The sequence below is a fragment of the Frateuria sp. GZRe12 genome, from assembly GCF_051900535.1.
Lineage (GTDB): Bacteria > Pseudomonadota > Gammaproteobacteria > Xanthomonadales > Rhodanobacteraceae > Frateuria_A.
This window is the reverse complement of record NZ_JBHZGI010000001.1, coordinates 424,400-438,941: the sequence shown is the minus strand read 5'-3', so window position 1 is coordinate 438,941 and position 14,542 is coordinate 424,400. Positions and strand designations below refer to the sequence as shown.

The window sequence follows — 14,542 nt, the reverse complement described above, 5'->3', positions numbered from 1 at the left end:
TCGCTCCGCAGCGACGCTATCCCCGCGGTACCGGCCTCCTCCCCCAGAGCCGCTACCGACGCGTCGTTCGCGGAGCGCTTTCTTTTTCTGGTGTCCTGCGAAATTCCTCGCGGAACCTCCCTTGCCTACGATGTCTGCCTGCCTCGCAGGAGGCCGCTTGCGGATGGTGGGTGCTGCGCTAGCCTGCAGAAAGGCGCTGTTGGCCGCTTTTACAGCATCGCCGCCAGTCGAGTGCCTTGCGCAATCGCCCGCTTGGCATCGAGTTCGGCAGCCACGTCGGCGCCGCCGATGACGTGCGGCGTCAAGCCAGCCTGGATCAGAACATCGGCCAGGCCTCGGGCCGGCTCCTGGCCGGCGCAGATCACCACGTGGTCGACCGGCAGGACTTGCGGTTGCCCGTCGAGCAGGATATGCAGCCCTTCGTCGTCGAAGCGCTGGTACTGCACGCTGCCCAGCATGCGCACCTGATGGGCTTTGAGCGTGGCCCGATGCACCCAGCCGGTGGTTTTGTTGAGGCGGGCGCCCAGGCGGCCTTCGCTTCGCTGCAACAGCCAGACCTGCCGAGCGGGCGGCTCGGGCGAGGGGGGCGCCAGGCCGCCGCGGGCGGTGAGCGTGCGATCCACGCCCCAGGCCTTCGCCCACCGGACCGGATCCAGCGTTGGGGAGGGCGGTTGCTCGGTCAGAAATTCGGCCACGTCGAAGCCGATCCCGCCAGCGCCGACGATCGCGACGCGCGAACCGACGGGGTGATCGTGCGCGAGTACGTCCAGGTAACCCAGCACGCGTGGATCGTCGCTTCCTGGGAAATGCACCTTCCGAGGCAGTACGCCTGTCGCCACCACGATTTCGTCGAAGCCGCGCAGCGCCTCCACGTCCGCCCGACAACCCAACTGCACATGCACGCCAAGTTCCGCCATGCGGCGGCGGTAATAGCGCAGCGTCTCGTGGAACTCTTCCTTGCCAGGAATGCGCTTGGCGTAGTTGAACTGGCCGCCGATGTCGGCCGCCTGCTCGAACAGTGTCACCGCATGGCCGCGTTCGGCCAACGTTGTCGCGCAGGCCAATCCCGCCGGGCCCGCACCCACCACGGCGATGCGCTTCAGGTGGGGCGCCAGCCCGACGACGAGTTCCGTCTCGTGGCATGCACGCGGATTGACCAGGCAACTGGCGCGCTTGTTCTGGAATACATGGTCCAGGCAGGCCTGGTTGCAGGCGATGCAGGTATTGATGGCCGCGCTGCGGCCGGAACGCGCCTTGGCCGCCCAGTTCGGGTCAGCCAGAAGCGGGCGGGCCATCGAGACCATGTCCGCTTCGCCCGTGACCAGCACGCGCTCGGCCACCTCGGGCATGTTGATGCGATTGGTGGCCACCAGCGGAAGGCCAACCTCGCGTTTGAGCCGCTGGGTGACCCAGGCGAAGGCTGCACGCGGCACCGAAGTGACGATCGTCGGCACGCGCGCCTCGTGCCAGCCGATGCCGGTGTTGATGATGCTGGCGCCTGCCGCCTCGATGGCCTTGGCCAGCATCACGATCTCGTCCCAGGATTGGCCGCCCTCGACCAGTTCCAGCATGGACAGTCGGTAAATGATGATGAAGTCGCGCCCGACCGCCTCGCGCGTGCGCCGCACGATCTCGACCGGAAAGCGCATGCGCCGGGTGACGTCGCCGCCCCAGGCATCCTCTCGCTGGTTGGTGCGCGCGGCCAGGAACTGGTTGATCAGGTAGCCCTCCGAGCCCATCACCTCGACGCCGTCGTAGCCGGCTTCGCGGGCGAGCCGCGCGCAGCGCACGAAATCGTCGATGGTGCGCTCGACGCCGCGGGCGGACAGGGCGCGTGGCGTGAACGGCGTGATCGGCGACTTGATCTTCGAGGGCGCTACCGATAGCGGGTGATAGCCGTACCTGCCCGCATGCAGGATCTGCAGGCAGATGCGTCCGCCCTCGGCGTGCACTGCCCGGGTTAGCTTGCAATGTCGCGCCACGTGCCACGGCATCGACAGGCGTCCGCCGAACGGTTTGAGCCAGCCCTCGATACTGGGCGCGATACCGCCGGTCACCATCAGGGCCACGCCGCCCCGCGCACGCTCGGCGAAATAGGCCGCCAGCTTGTCGTAGTCCGCCGCGCGATCCTCCAGCCCCGTATGCATCGAGCCCATCAGGATGCGGTTGGGCAGGGTGACATGGCCCAGGTCCAAGGGGGCGAACAGGTGCGGGTAATGCATGCCGGCGTCCATTCAAACGATCGTATGAATGTGCCGGGTGGGCGTGATGAAAGCAAGTCGCCTTACGCTGCACTTAAGGAATCAGGGAAGGTTTCGGCACCGTTGCGCACCCCGGAGGGTGAGGCTGGAAATGGGGTTGGGCGAAATGTCGATTCGACCAGGGATCTTCCGGATCGGTGACAGGCTCAGGCGAGGAGCTGGCGCACCAGCGCGACGTAGCGGCGCATCGCTTCTTCCTGCGGCATGCCGGACAGCTGTGCCCACGCCTCGTGCTTGGCCGTGCCGACGAAATCGAAAAAACCGGGAGGATGGGCCTGGATGTCGCCCAGCGAGCCTTGCTTGTACAGAGCGTACAGCCTGAGCAAAGTGTCGTTGTCGGGCCGGGCGCCGAGTCGCTTGACGTCCTCGGCGGCTTGTTCGAACTCGCGGCGAAGATCGGTCATGGCAGAGGGCGCTGCAAACGGCGGTGCGCGGCTAGATAGCACGCGCCTCGGGGGTGGTCAACGCGCTACCATGGCGTTTTTGCAGATCCCCGGGAGTCCCATGATCCGCACGCAGCCGGTCCCAGTCCTCACCATCGACGGACCGTCCGGGTCGGGCAAGGGCACCATCAGCCGGCTGGTCGCCGAGCAACTGGGCTGGCGCCTGCTCGACTCGGGCGCGCTCTACCGGGCGGTCGGCTACGCGGCGGGAGCGGAAGGGTTGGACCTGTCCGACGCCGATGCGGTGACCCGCTGCGCCCAGACCACGAAGATCCGCTTCCAGGCGGCTGCCGACGGCGGTGACACGCGGGTGATCGTCAATGGACACGACGCCACCGACGAACTGCGCACGGAAACCGCGGGCGCGGCAGCCTCGGCGATTGCCTCGATCCCGTCGGTACGGCAAGCCCTGGTCGACCTGCAGCTGGGTTTTCGCAAGAGCCCGGGCCTGGTCGCCGACGGGCGCGACATGGGCACGGTGATCTTCCCGGACGCGTCCTTCAAGGTCTTCCTCACCGCCAGCGCCGCCGAACGGGCGAAAAGGCGCTATAAGCAGTTGAAGGAAAAGGGACTGAACGTTACACTTGCATCCCTTCAGCGCGAGATCGAGGCGCGCGACGAACGCGATGCGTCGCGTACGGTCGCCCCGCTTCGCCCGGCCGAGGATGCGGTTCTGGTGGATACCACCGGCATGCCCATCGAAGTCGTCGTCGCGAAAGTTTTTGCCGTCGTGCAGCCCCGATAAAGGCTGCACGCGGCTTTAGGCGCCTCCGCCGCGGCGGGGGTTTTGGTCAACGGTGCCGACAGGGCGGTCCATCACAGGGCGCGTTTTCTGCGACACCCACAACCGGTGGGCCGGTTAGCCCGTGCGCAATTGCTCCGACGACGCGCACAAGGGGCTTTAGGCCTTTTCCCATTTCTGGAATCAACATGACTGAAAGTTTTGCCGAGCTGTTTGAACAGAGCCAGCAGGCCATCGCCAAGCTGAAGCCGGGTGCCATCGTCACCGGCATCGTTGTGGAAATCCGCAACGACGTCGTCGTGATCAACGCCGGCCTCAAGAGCGAAGGCATCGTCCCGATCGAGCAGTTCAAGGACGAAGAGGGCACGCTGGAAGTGCAGGTAGGCGACGAGGTGAAGGTTGCCCTCGACGCCCTGGAAGACGGCTTCGGCGAGACCAAGCTCTCCCGTGAGAAGGCCAAGCGTTCGATGGTGTGGGACGACCTCGAGCAGGCTTTCGACAAGGAAGAGACCATCACCGGCAAGATTTCCGGCAAGGTCAAGGGCGGCTTCACCGTCGACATCAAGGACGTCCGCGCGTTCCTGCCGGGCTCCCTGGTCGACGTGCGCCCGGTCCGTGACCCGGTGTACCTCGAGGGCAAAGACCTCGAGTTCAAGATCATCAAGCTGGACCGCAAGCGCAACAACGTGGTCGTCAGCCGCCGCGCCGTCGTCGAGACCGAGTTCTCCGAGGAGCGCGAGAAGCTGCTGGAGCGCCTGACCGAGGGCGCGGTGGTCAAGGGTACGGTCAAGAATCTGACCGACTACGGCGCGTTCGTGGATCTGGGCGGCATCGACGGCCTGCTGCACATCACCGATATGGCCTGGAAGCGCGTGCGTCATCCGTCCGAAGTTGTCAACGTTGGCGACGAGCTGGACGTGCGCGTGCTCAAGTACGATCGCGAGCGCAACCGCGTGTCGCTGGGCCTCAAGCAGCTGGGCGACGATCCGTGGGTCGCGATTTCGCGTCGCTATCCGGTCGGCAGCCGCATCTTCGGCAAGGTCTCCAACGTCACCGATTACGGTTGCTTCGTCGAGATCGAGCCGGGCGTCGAGGGCCTGGTCCACGTGTCCGAGATGGACTGGACCAACAAGAACGTCAACCCGGCCAAGGTCGTGCAGGTCGGTGACGAGACCGAAGTCATGGTGCTGGACGTGGATGAAGAGCGTCGCCGCATCTCGCTCGGCATCAAGCAGACCCGCTCCAACCCGTGGGAAGCCTTCGCCGCCATGCACAAGAAGGGCGACAAGGTGTCCGGCCAGATCAAGTCGATCACCGACTTCGGCATCTTCATCGGCCTGGACGGCGGCATCGATGGCCTGGTCCACCTGTCGGACATCTCCTGGCAGGCATCGGGCGAGGATCTCGTGCGCAACTTCAAGAAGGGCGACGAGATCGAGGCGGTGGTGCTGGCGGTTGATCCGGAGCGCGAGCGCATCTCCCTCGGCATCAAGCAGATGGAGCAGGATCCGTTCGGCCAGTTCATGGCCAACAATCCGCGCGGCACGATCGTCAACGGCACCGTCAAGGAAGTGGACGCGAAGGGTGCGGTGATCGACCTGGGCGAGGGCGTGGAGGGTTACCTGCGCGCCAACGACATCGCCAAGGAGCGCATCGACGACGCGACCCAGCACCTGAAGGTGGGCGACAAGGTGGAAGCCAAGTTCACCGGCATGGACCGCAAGGGTCGCCAGCTGGCGCTTTCGATCCGCGCCAAGGACGAGGAAGATCTGCACGACGCGATGGCCGAGTACGGCTCCGCGGCCGGCGGCACCACCAAGCTGGGCGCGCTGCTCAAGGAGCAGCTCAACAAGTCCGAGTAATTCCTTTAGGATTACAATGACTTGAGTACGAAGCGGGGCGGCACCTAGCCGCCCCGCCGTTTAACGTCACGGACATTGGGGACCCATGACCAAATCCGAACTGATCGAGGCGCTGGCCAGGCGTCAGACCCATCTCGCGTTCAGCGACGTGGAGCTCGCGGTCAAGAGCGTGATCGAACAGATGAGCCACGCCCTGGCACAGGGCGAGCGCATCGAGGTCCGCGGCTTTGGCAGCTTCGCGCTGCATTACCGGCCGCCACGCATGGGGCGCAATCCCAAGACCGGCGACGCGGTGGCCCTGCCGGGCAAGCACGTGCCGCATTTCAAGCCGGGCAAGGAGTTGCGTGAACGCGTGAATCTGTCGCTTCAGGCCGAAGCCGAACTGGCCTGAGTCGACAAGCGGGCATCGTCTGGAGGCAGGCGGCACAAGCCGATCCTGCCTTTTTTTATTCCCATGCGCGGCTGCTCGATTCCTTCCTTTCGAACGAGACGGGGAGCGGCGGCTACGCCAGTCGCATCACGAGCGCCATCCAACGCCTCCCTGAAGGGGGCAGTCCGTGCCAGCTCAAGCGGATTCCGGTAAAGTCGCGCGATGCGATTGATTGCCTTGCTCATCCTGGCGCTTTTTGTCGTCATCGGCGTGGTCGTCGGCGCGCTCAACGCCGATCCGGTGAGCTACGACCTGGCCTTTTTCACGGTCACCCTGCCCAAGGGGGCCGGATTGCTGGTCGCGCTGCTGATCGGCTGGCTGCTGGGCGGTCTGACCGCTTGGTTGGGCATGAGCCTGCGCCATCGGCGCGTACTGCGTCGCGCGCGGCCGTCCAACGGGAAGACGCCGGCCCGCGCATGAACATCCTCTACGTGCTGGTTCTGCTGGTGCCTGCCGCCTTCGCCAGCGGCTGGTTCGCGGCCCGCCGGGCGGCGGTCCATCGCTCGGGCATGCGGGTGAGCGAGCTTTCGTCCGATTACTTCCGCGGCCTCAATTACCTGCTGAACGAAGAGCAGGACAAGGCAATCGAAGTCTTCCTCAAGCTCGCCGAGTACAACCGCGACACCGTGGAAACCCATCTTGCCCTGGGCAACTTGTTCCGCCGGCGCGGCGAAGTCGATCGCGCCATCCGCCTGCACCAGCACCTGGTTTCCCGACCGGGCCTGACCGAGGCGATGAAGACGGTCGCCTTGCTGGAACTGGGCGAGGACTACATGCGGGCAGGCCTGCTCGATCGCGCCGAGGCGCTGTTCTCCGATCTGGTCGCCATGAATGCGCACGCACCGTCGGCGCTGAGGCATCTCGTGGCCATCTACCAGCACGAGCGCGACTGGCACAAGGCGATCGATCATGCGCGCCGTCTCGAGACGATGACCGGTGACGACGAATCGCCCATGATCGCCCAGTTCTATTGCGAACTGGCCGAGCAGGCTCGCCAGCATGGCGCGCGATCGGAAGCGCGCGACTACCTGCGCCAGGCGTTCGGATGCCAGGCCGACTGCGTGCGAGCCTTCATGCTCACCGGCCGCCTGCATGCCGAGGCTGGTGAGCACGCCGAAGCCGTGGAGGCCTACGAGGCCGCCGTCGGCGCGGACATAGCCTTCGTGCCGGAGATCCTGCCCCCTCTGCTCAACAGCTACGCACGCACCGGACAGATGGAGCGCGCCGAGCATTTCCTGCGCGACATCCTCGCCCGCTACAACGGCATCTCGCCGGTGCTGGCGTTGACCAAGCTGTACAACCAGCGCGATGGCGAACGGGCCGGCATCGAATTCCTGACGTCGCAGCTGCGCCAGCGCCCCTCGGTGCGCGGGCTGATGGCGTTGATCGATGCGACCATGGACAAGATCGAAGGCGAGGCACGCGAGAATTTCCTTATCCTGCGAGACCTCACGCGCAAGCTGCTCGAGGGCCAGGCGATGTATCGCTGCAGTCGTTGCGGTTTCGGCGCCAAGGCCCATCACTGGCAATGCCCCAGTTGCAAGGGCTGGAGCACCATCCGCCCGATCCACGGCGTCGCCAACGAGTGATCCGTCCGGAATTCACCATCGTGCTGGGATGGAGCCTGGTCGCGCTGGTCATCGCGGCGGTGGTTGCCCATGGCGCCATCGCGTATGCGCACCGGCGCGGAATGCTGGACCAGCCCGGCCAGCGCCGCTCGCATTCGCTGCCCACACCGCGCGGCGGTGGCATCGGTATCGTGCTGGCCTGCCTGGTCGGGCTGCCCGGTGCGCTCCTGAGCTTGCCCGGTGCCTGGCCAGTGCTGACGATCGCCAGCCTGGCGCTGGCCTTGTTGCTGGTGGCGTCCATAGGGTGGTGGGACGACCATCGGCCGCTGGCGCAATGGCCAAGACTGGGCGTCCAATTGCTGGCGACCGCGCTTTTCGGCGCAGCGCTGCTCGCCAGCGCGGGTCTTGCCTGGGGCTGGCTGCCACTGCTGGTGCTGGCGGGCGCCTGGAGTATCAATCTGCACAACTTCATGGACGGCATCGACGCGTTGCTGGCACAGCAGTGCATCTTCGTGGCGACAGGGCTCGGCTGCCTCGCCGCGAGTGCGGCGCAACCCTCGCTGACGGGTGCTTGCTTCGTCGTGGCATTCGCCTGCCTGGGATTCTGGTTCTACAACCGGCCACCGGCACGCATCTTCATGGGCGACGTGGGAAGTGGCAGCGTCGGCCTGCTGCTGTTCGCGCTGACGGCCATGCTCTGGCGGGTTGAACCGGCGCTGCTTTGGCCGGCACTCATCCTCGTGTCCGGTTTCGTTGCCGATGCCAGCTTGACGTTGCTGAACCGCTTCCTACGCGGCAGGCGCTGGTATGCTCCGCATCGCGAGCATCTCTACCAGTGGCTGGTACGATCCGGCCGCACGCATGCGCGCGCTACCGCGTGGTACCTGGGGTGGAACCTGCTCGTCGCCGCACCCGCGGCGGTTGTCGCGAGGCAACTCCCGGCCATGGCATTGCCCGCCTGTGCCGCCGTCTATACGGTGGCCGGCGCAACATGGATCGTTACCAAGCGCCGCTGTCTGCGACGTGCACCATTGAAGGACCGTCATGTCGCCACGTAAATGGATCGCTCTCATCCACCCGCGGATCGCCGTCGTCGCGCACGACCTGGCGATGGCCGGCTTCGCCTGGTGGATCGCCAAGGCACTGCGCTATGCCACGGTGCAGGGCCAGGATGGGAGCTTCGATGTCCTCGAATTCCCCATCGTGCTGGCGATGCAGGGACTGATGTTCACCTGGACCGGCCTCTACAAGGGCGTATGGCGCTTCGCCAGCCTGCCCGATCTGTGGAACATCCTGAAGGCGGCGATCTTCGGCACGCTCGCGATCGGCCTGGCGCTGTTCCTCTATGAGCGCATGGAAGGCGTGCCTCGGTCGGTCCTGCTGCTGTACCCGGTCGCCTTGACCCTGTTGCTGGGCCTGCCACGCCTGGCGTATCGGTTCTGGAAGGACAGCCGGCTCGACCTTTTCAGCACGCGCTCCTCCAAGCGGGTGCTGATCGTGGGCGCCGATCGCGCTGGCGAGGCGCTTTCGCGCGACCTGCGCCACGACGGTCGCTTCAGCGTCATCGGCTTCGTCGACGACAAGGCCAGCCTGCGCGGTGCCTCGATCAATGGTCACCCGGTGCTGGGATGCATCGACCAGCTGCCGGAACTGGCCCGCGAGGCGGCGGTGGAGATGTTGCTCATCGCGCTACCTGGCGCCACGACGGGGCAGATGCGCCGGGTGGTGGAGTTGTGCGACCAGACTGGCCTGCCGTACCGCACCGTGCCGCGGCTCGAGGACGTGGTCGCCGGCCGCGCGCAATTCAACGAGATCAAAGAGGTGGCGATCGAGGACCTGTTGGGCCGCGACGCGGTCGAGCTGGACTGGACCGCCATCCGCGAGACGCTCACAGGTCGCCGGGTGCTGATCACCGGCGGCGGCGGTTCGATCGGTTCGGAACTTTGCCGCCAGGTTGCAAGGCTCGGCGCGCAGTCGCTGATCATCGTCGAGCAGAGCGAATACAACCTGTACCGCATCGGCAAGGAACTGCGCAGCGACTATCCCGAACTGCTGCTCGAATGCGTGCTGTGCGACTGCGGCGACCGCATCGCCTTGCAGAAGACCTTTGCCGAAACCAAGCCGCAGGTGGTTTTCCATGCGGCTGCCTACAAGCACGTGCCGATGCTGCAGAAGCAGCTCCGGGCGGGTTTCCGCAACAACGTGCTGGGTACGCGTACGGTGGCGGACCTGGCCAACGAGTTCCAGGTCGAGTGCTTCGTGCTGATCTCGACCGACAAGGCGGTCAACCCCACCAGCGTGATGGGCGCCTGCAAGCGCGTGGCCGAGATCTATTGCCAGAACCTCAACGCCCATTCGGCCACGCACTACATCACGGTGCGCTTCGGCAACGTGCTCGATTCGGCCGGCTCCGTGGTGCCTCTGTTCCGCCAGCAGATCCGCGACGGCGGTCCGGTGACCATCACCCATCCGGAGATCACCCGCTACTTCATGACGATCCCGGAGGCCTGCCAGTTGATCCTGCAGGCGGCCTGCCTGGGGCAGGGGGGCGAGATCTTCGCGCTGGACATGGGCGAGCCGGTGAAGATTCGTGATCTCGCGGAGCAGATGATCCGCCTCGCCGGCAAGAAGCCGGGCACCGAGGTGCCCATCGTCTACACCGGCCTGCGCGCGGGCGAGAAGCTGTTCGAGGAACTCTTCCACCAGCTCGAGAACTACAGCGCCACGGCGCACGCCAAGATCTTTCTCGCGCAGCACCGCGAGGTCTCGTGGGAGTTGTTGCAGGCGCTGCTCAACAAGGCCAGCGAGGCCACCGCGATCTTCAATGAAGACGAACTCCGCCGCTGCGTGTCCAGTTTGCTGCCATCGTTCCGCTGGAGCGAGACGGCGCAACCGGACAACGTAGTGTCGATCCGCCGCGAGGCGGGACGTATCGAACAGGGTCGTATCGAAACAGGAGAAAGCTGAGTGACCAAGCCGTTGCGCAAGGTGGTGTTCCCCGTGGCCGGCCTCGGCACCCGTTTCCTGCCCGCGACCAAGGTGGTCGCCAAGGAAATGCTGCCGGTGCTGGACAAACCGCTGATCCAGTATGCGGTCGACGAGGCGGTGGACGCTGGCGCCGATACCCTGGTGTTCGTCACCAACCGTTACAAGCACGCCATCGCCGATTACTTCGACAAGGCCTACGAGCTGGAGGCGAAGCTCGAGGAGAAAGGCAAGGACGAGCTGCTGGCGCTGGTACAGGGCACGCTGCCGTCCAACGTGCGCGCGATTTTCGTCACCCAGCCCGAGGCACACGGCCTGGGCCATGCGGTGCTTTGCGCCAAGCCGGTGGTGGGCAACGAGCCCTTCGGCATCATCCTGCCCGACGATCTGATCTGGAATCGCGGCAAGGGTGCGTTGGGCCAGATGGCGGCGCTGGCCGAATCGGAACATGCCGGCGTGATCGCGGTCGAGGAAGTGCCGCACGACCAGACCGACAAATACGGCATCGTCGACGCCGAGCCGATCGACCAGCGCAGTGCGCGCATCCGCTACATGGTGGAGAAGCCCAAGCCCGCCGATGCGCCATCGAACCTTGCCGTAGTGGGCCGATACGTATTGCCCGGCCGCATCTTCGAGCTGCTGGAGCAGACCGAGCCGGGCGCGGGCGGCGAGATCCAGCTCACCGACGCCATCGAGGCGCTGCTGATGGAGCAGGGCAAGGTGCTCGCCTACCGCTTCGAGGGCACCCGCTTCGACTGCGGCAACAAGGCCGGGCTGGTCCGCGCCACCATGCACATGGCCATGCAGGATCCCAAGCTCGCGCCGGTCGTGCGCGAGTTCGCCAGCCAGCTCTGATCCGTATCCGATGAACCTGTAGGAGCCCGCTTGCGGGCGATGCTCTCGGGCAACCCGTGCCGAGCATCATCCGCAAGCCGGGCTGCGGCGCAGACTGTGCATCGGCGGGTTTTCCGCCCCACGGCGGCCCGTTCGAATAGCGCCGGCCACCGCGATATGCTCAGCCGTCGCCCGACTGGCCCGCTTCCCCATGCCGCCGTCCGTTCCGTCCTACTACCGCGCCACGGCAACGCCGTACGCCCCGTATGCGCCGCTCGACGGCCTGCAGGAGGCACGCGTGGTCGTCATCGGGGGCGGCTTCGCTGGACTCAACACAGCGTTGGGACTGGCCGAGCGTGGACTGCGCGACGTCCTGCTGCTGGAGCGCGAGCAGGTCGGCCATGGCGCTTCCGGGCGCAACGGCGGCTTCGTATTTGCCGGCTATTCGCTGGGCGAGCAGGCATTGTTGGACCAGTTGGGGGAGATGCGGGCGCGGGCCTTGTTCGGGCGGACCATCGAGGGTGTGCACCGCATCCGCCAACGCATTGCCGAATACGCGATTGCCTGCGACGCAGTGGATGCGGGCGTGATATGGGCCAACTGGTTCCGTGATCCGGGCGTACTGCGCACGCGACAGCACTTGCTGGCCGAGCGCTATGGCGTGGAGTGGGAATGGCTGCCCGAAGCCAGGCTCCGCGAGCTTGTCCGCAGCACGCGCTACCACGACGGCCTGTTCGAACGCGACGCCCTGCACCTGCACCCGCTCAACTATGCGATCGGACTGGCTGCGGCCGCAGCCGGGCGGGGTGTGCGCATCCACGAACACAGCGGGGTGCGCCGCCTGCAGCGCGACGGCAATCGCTGGCGCGTGCAGACCGCCGCCGGCGAAGTACTCGCCGAGCAGGTCGTGCTGGCGTGCGGGGGCTACCTGGCGGGCCTGGAACGTCGGATCGACCGGGCGATCCTGCCGATCGCCACCTACGTGATGGTGACCGAACCGCTGGGCGATCGCCTTGACGAATGCCTGGCCACGCGCGCGGCCATCTACGACACGCGCTTCGCCTTCGACTATTACCGTCCCCTGCCGGACACGCGGCTGCTCTGGGGCGGCCGCATTTCGGTACTCGACCGTTCGCCGCACTCCTTGCAGCGGTTGTTGCGGCGTGACTTGCTGCGCGTGTTCCCGCAGTTGGGCGAGGTGCGCATCGATTACGCCTGGTCGGGCCTGATGAGCTATGCGCGCCACCAGATGCCCCAGATAGGTGGGCGCGAGGATGGCCTGTGGTGGGCGCAGGCGTTCGGCGGCCACGGGCTGAGCTCGACCTGCGCGGCCGGCGAACTGCTGGCGGCTGCCATCGCCGAGGGTGATCCCGCGTGGCGGGAATTCAATGATTATGGGCTCGCCTCCACTTACCGCCCATTGGGCTTCATGGCGGCGCAGGCCAGCTACTGGCGCGCCGAACTGCAGGATTGGCTGAAAACGAGACTGGAAGGATGAGCGTGGAAGAAATCAGTTGGTCGGACTTCGAGAAGGTGCTGATCGTGGCCGGCACCATCGTCCGCGTGGAGCCGTTTCCCGAGGCGCGCAAACCGGCATGGAAGGTGTGGGCGGACTTCGGCCCCTACGGTGAGCGCAAGACCAGCGCGCAAATCGCCGCGCTCTATACGCCCGAGCAGTTGATCGGCAGGCAGATCGTGGGCGTGCTCAATTTTCCGGAGAAGCAGATCGGCCCGTTCCGGTCGCAGTTCCTGTTGACCGGCTTCCACACCGACGAGGGTGTCGTTGTCACCGCGGTCGAGCGACCGGTGCCCAACGGGTCGCGGCTGGCGTGAGCGCGCCGCGCGCCGCACGCACCTCCGACGCTGCCGAGATGGCGCGGCTGGCGGGCGAATTGGGCTACCCGGTCGGCCCGGACAACATGGCCGAGCGGCTCGATGCGTTGCTTGGCAATCCGCGTCAGTGCGTGCGCGTGATCGACGATGAAGGGCGTCTGGCCGGTTGGATCGCCGCTGAGCGACGCCTGAGTCTGGAGGTTGGCGAACGTGTGGAGATCACGGGCCTGGTGGTCGACGGCATGGCCCGTCGTGGCGGTGTGGGGCGCGCCCTGGTCGGCGCGGCCGAAGCCTGGGCGGCGGAGCAGGGCATCGACATGGTCGTCGTGCGATCCAACGTGCAGCGCCAGGCTTCGCATCCGTTCTACGAACATTTGGGCTTCGCGCGGCAGAAGAGCCAGCACGTCTACGGCAAGCGCCTCGCTCCGTAGGGCGGGTTTCAGCCCACCATCGTCCGGCACGGAACCGTTGGGCTGAAGCCCGTCTTACGCGGTCAACGCGATCACCTGCACGGCAACGGTCCCGTCCGGAAGCGCCGCCTCGACACCGGAAGTCAGGCGGGCCTTCGTATCGTCGTGCACCACAGCCAGCGCTTCGGCCGCACCATCCACCGACACCACGTCCAGCAACTGGATCGTCTGGCCGTCCACTTCAAACATGCTTCCCGGTTCAAGTAGGCGCGACAGCCGAACGCGGTGCAGATGCCGCTTGCTGCCGCCGCGGTAATGCATGCGCGCGACGATCTCCTGGCCCGGGTAGCAGCCTTTGTCCAGCGCCGTCGCGCCCAGCGAACCCAGGTTGAGCCAGGCCGGCAGCAGCTCGCCCGTGGTGTTCCGCACAAGCCACGGCCAGCCGGCGCGCACTTGCGGCAGGCGCCATTCGTTGTCGCCCCGAGTGGCCAGCTTCAGTGCGTGCGAACCACAACCGATCACCAGCGAGTCGCCCTGTTCCATGACGGCATGCAGTGGCATGCGCTCGACGGTTGCCAGCTCCTGCGATGGCAACGCCAGGACGCGCAGCCTGGCGCGAAACACGTAGCGCTGCAATTCGCCTGCCATCGCCTGCGCCTCCCCGCCGCGCAGCAGCAGGCGCAGGCGTTGCCCGTCAAGCCGCATCAGATGGAACAACGCGCGCACGCGCCCCTGCGCATCGAGCCAGGCGCTGAACTGCCACTGGCCATCGGCCAGCAGGGTGAGGTTGCTGCTGAACTGCGCTTGCGCGAACGCTATCGCGTCCGGGCCTTCGAGCGCGACGAGCTCGGCGGAATAGGTGTTGGGCATGGCGCATGAAATAAGGGAACGGACGCGTGAAGGCAAGGTGCGGACAGGTTTTTACGCACCAGTCAAGGTTGTGTTGCTTGGTCAGCGCGTATTACGCTTCTGCGGCTTTACTTATGTCCGAGTCCTCCTCCAAGAACGAACCCGCCCCTGCTTCCGCGCCCGCGGAGCAGCCCGCCGTGCCCGCGCGGCCGGCCGAGGGCGAGGCGCGACCGGAGCGGCCGGCGCCGGATCCCACCCGCTACGGCGACTGGGAAAAGAACGGACGCTGCATCGACTTCTGAGTCGCCCGTGGCGGCGCAAGCCG

Annotated in this window: 15 protein-coding genes; 12 read left to right on the top strand and 3 right to left on the bottom strand. The window is 66.2% G+C overall.

Annotated features, from left to right (window positions below):
- Positions 1-209: 209 nt before the first annotated feature.
- On the bottom strand, positions 210-2,222 hold the full coding sequence (locus tag ACFWZ4_RS01990; protein WP_439703081.1) for an FAD-dependent oxidoreductase: 2,013 nt from the start codon (positions 2,220-2,222) through the stop codon (positions 210-212).
- Positions 2,223-2,407: 185 nt separating this feature from the next.
- Entirely contained in the window at positions 2,408-2,665 is a 258-nt protein-coding gene (locus ACFWZ4_RS01985; protein WP_439703080.1) for an acyl-CoA-binding protein, read from the bottom strand.
- A gap of 100 nt (positions 2,666-2,765) precedes the next feature.
- Between ACFWZ4_RS01985 and cmk the strand changes: the two genes are divergently transcribed.
- The 11 genes from cmk (at position 2,766) to ACFWZ4_RS01930 (ending at position 13,389) form a co-directional block, all read left to right on the top strand.
- On the top strand, positions 2,766-3,449 hold the full coding sequence (gene cmk / locus ACFWZ4_RS01980) for a (d)CMP kinase (RefSeq protein ID WP_439703079.1): 684 nt from the start codon (positions 2,766-2,768) through the stop codon (positions 3,447-3,449).
- Positions 3,450-3,634: 185 nt separating this feature from the next.
- Positions 3,635-5,308 (top strand): 30S ribosomal protein S1, encoded by a 1,674-nt coding sequence (gene rpsA / locus ACFWZ4_RS01975; protein ID WP_439703078.1) that lies wholly within the window; start codon positions 3,635-3,637, stop codon positions 5,306-5,308.
- Positions 5,309-5,393: 85 nt separating this feature from the next.
- Entirely contained in the window at positions 5,394-5,699 is a 306-nt protein-coding gene (locus ACFWZ4_RS01970) for an integration host factor subunit beta (protein ID WP_231325293.1), read from the top strand.
- Positions 5,700-5,900: 201 nt separating this feature from the next.
- Positions 5,901-6,158, top strand: coding sequence for a lipopolysaccharide assembly protein LapA domain-containing protein (locus tag ACFWZ4_RS01965; protein WP_439703077.1), 258 nt, complete (start codon positions 5,901-5,903; stop codon positions 6,156-6,158).
- Positions 6,155-7,327 (top strand): lipopolysaccharide assembly protein LapB, encoded by a 1,173-nt coding sequence (lapB, locus tag ACFWZ4_RS01960; RefSeq protein WP_439703076.1) that lies wholly within the window; start codon positions 6,155-6,157, stop codon positions 7,325-7,327. Before ACFWZ4_RS01965 ends, lapB begins: the two co-directional genes overlap by 4 nt.
- The gene (locus ACFWZ4_RS01955) at positions 7,267-8,364 is read left to right on the top strand and encodes an MraY family glycosyltransferase (protein ID WP_439703075.1); all 1,098 of its coding nucleotides are present in this window, start codon (positions 7,267-7,269) and stop codon (positions 8,362-8,364) included. The genes lapB and ACFWZ4_RS01955 overlap by 61 nt, the downstream gene beginning before the upstream one ends.
- A complete protein-coding gene (locus tag ACFWZ4_RS01950) occupies positions 8,351-10,273 on the top strand; it encodes a polysaccharide biosynthesis protein (RefSeq protein ID WP_439703074.1) in 1,923 nt (640 codons plus the stop codon). The genes ACFWZ4_RS01955 and ACFWZ4_RS01950 overlap by 14 nt, the downstream gene beginning before the upstream one ends.
- The gene (gene galU, locus ACFWZ4_RS01945) at positions 10,274-11,146 is read left to right on the top strand and encodes a UTP--glucose-1-phosphate uridylyltransferase GalU (RefSeq protein WP_231325303.1); all 873 of its coding nucleotides are present in this window, start codon (positions 10,274-10,276) and stop codon (positions 11,144-11,146) included.
- Positions 11,147-11,336: 190 nt separating this feature from the next.
- Positions 11,337-12,623, top strand: coding sequence for an NAD(P)/FAD-dependent oxidoreductase (locus ACFWZ4_RS01940; RefSeq protein WP_439703073.1), 1,287 nt, complete (start codon positions 11,337-11,339; stop codon positions 12,621-12,623).
- Complete coding sequence (locus ACFWZ4_RS01935; RefSeq protein WP_439703072.1) at positions 12,620-12,958, top strand: tRNA-binding protein; 339 nt, start codon at positions 12,620-12,622, stop codon at positions 12,956-12,958. The genes ACFWZ4_RS01940 and ACFWZ4_RS01935 overlap by 4 nt, the downstream gene beginning before the upstream one ends.
- Positions 12,955-13,389, top strand: a complete 435-nt coding sequence (locus tag ACFWZ4_RS01930) for a GNAT family N-acetyltransferase (protein ID WP_439703071.1) — start codon at positions 12,955-12,957, stop codon at positions 13,387-13,389. The genes ACFWZ4_RS01935 and ACFWZ4_RS01930 overlap by 4 nt, the downstream gene beginning before the upstream one ends.
- Before the next feature lie 54 nt (positions 13,390-13,443).
- On the opposite strand, the gene ygfZ is transcribed toward ACFWZ4_RS01930, so the two are convergent.
- Positions 13,444-14,238: a CAF17-like 4Fe-4S cluster assembly/insertion protein YgfZ gene (gene ygfZ, locus ACFWZ4_RS01925; protein WP_439703070.1), complete on the bottom strand. Its 795-nt coding sequence runs from the start codon at positions 14,236-14,238 to the stop codon at positions 13,444-13,446.
- A gap of 113 nt (positions 14,239-14,351) precedes the next feature.
- Between ygfZ and ACFWZ4_RS01920 the strand changes: the two genes are divergently transcribed.
- Positions 14,352-14,519: a DUF1674 domain-containing protein gene (locus ACFWZ4_RS01920; protein WP_231325310.1), complete on the top strand. Its 168-nt coding sequence runs from the start codon at positions 14,352-14,354 to the stop codon at positions 14,517-14,519.
- The last annotated feature ends 23 nt before the right edge of the window (positions 14,520-14,542 follow it).

What these genes read in the sequence shown, in the direction of transcription:
- ACFWZ4_RS01970 (WP_231325293.1), top strand. Translation starts at nt 5,394, where the DNA reads ATGACCAAATCCGAACTGATCGAGGCGCTGGCCAGGCGTCAGACCCAT.
- ACFWZ4_RS01955 (WP_439703075.1), top strand. Translation starts at nt 7,267, where the DNA reads ATGCCCCAGTTGCAAGGGCTGGAGCACCATCCGCCCGATCCACGGCGT.
- ACFWZ4_RS01935 (WP_439703072.1), top strand. Translation starts at nt 12,620, where the DNA reads ATGAGCGTGGAAGAAATCAGTTGGTCGGACTTCGAGAAGGTGCTGATC.
- ACFWZ4_RS01920 (WP_231325310.1), top strand. Translation starts at nt 14,352, where the DNA reads ATGTCCGAGTCCTCCTCCAAGAACGAACCCGCCCCTGCTTCCGCGCCC.
- ACFWZ4_RS01990 (WP_439703081.1), bottom strand. Translation starts at nt 2,222, where the DNA reads ATGCATTACCCGCACCTGTTCGCCCCCTTGGACCTGGGCCATGTCACC.
- ACFWZ4_RS01965 (WP_439703077.1), top strand. Translation starts at nt 5,901, where the DNA reads ATGCGATTGATTGCCTTGCTCATCCTGGCGCTTTTTGTCGTCATCGGC.
- lapB (WP_439703076.1), top strand. Translation starts at nt 6,155, where the DNA reads ATGAACATCCTCTACGTGCTGGTTCTGCTGGTGCCTGCCGCCTTCGCC.
- ACFWZ4_RS01940 (WP_439703073.1), top strand. Translation starts at nt 11,337, where the DNA reads ATGCCGCCGTCCGTTCCGTCCTACTACCGCGCCACGGCAACGCCGTAC.
- ACFWZ4_RS01950 (WP_439703074.1), top strand. Translation starts at nt 8,351, where the DNA reads ATGTCGCCACGTAAATGGATCGCTCTCATCCACCCGCGGATCGCCGTC.
- ygfZ (WP_439703070.1), bottom strand. Translation starts at nt 14,238, where the DNA reads ATGCCCAACACCTATTCCGCCGAGCTCGTCGCGCTCGAAGGCCCGGAC.
- rpsA (WP_439703078.1), top strand. Translation starts at nt 3,635, where the DNA reads ATGACTGAAAGTTTTGCCGAGCTGTTTGAACAGAGCCAGCAGGCCATC.
- cmk (WP_439703079.1), top strand. Translation starts at nt 2,766, where the DNA reads ATGATCCGCACGCAGCCGGTCCCAGTCCTCACCATCGACGGACCGTCC.
- ACFWZ4_RS01985 (WP_439703080.1), bottom strand. Translation starts at nt 2,665, where the DNA reads ATGACCGATCTTCGCCGCGAGTTCGAACAAGCCGCCGAGGACGTCAAG.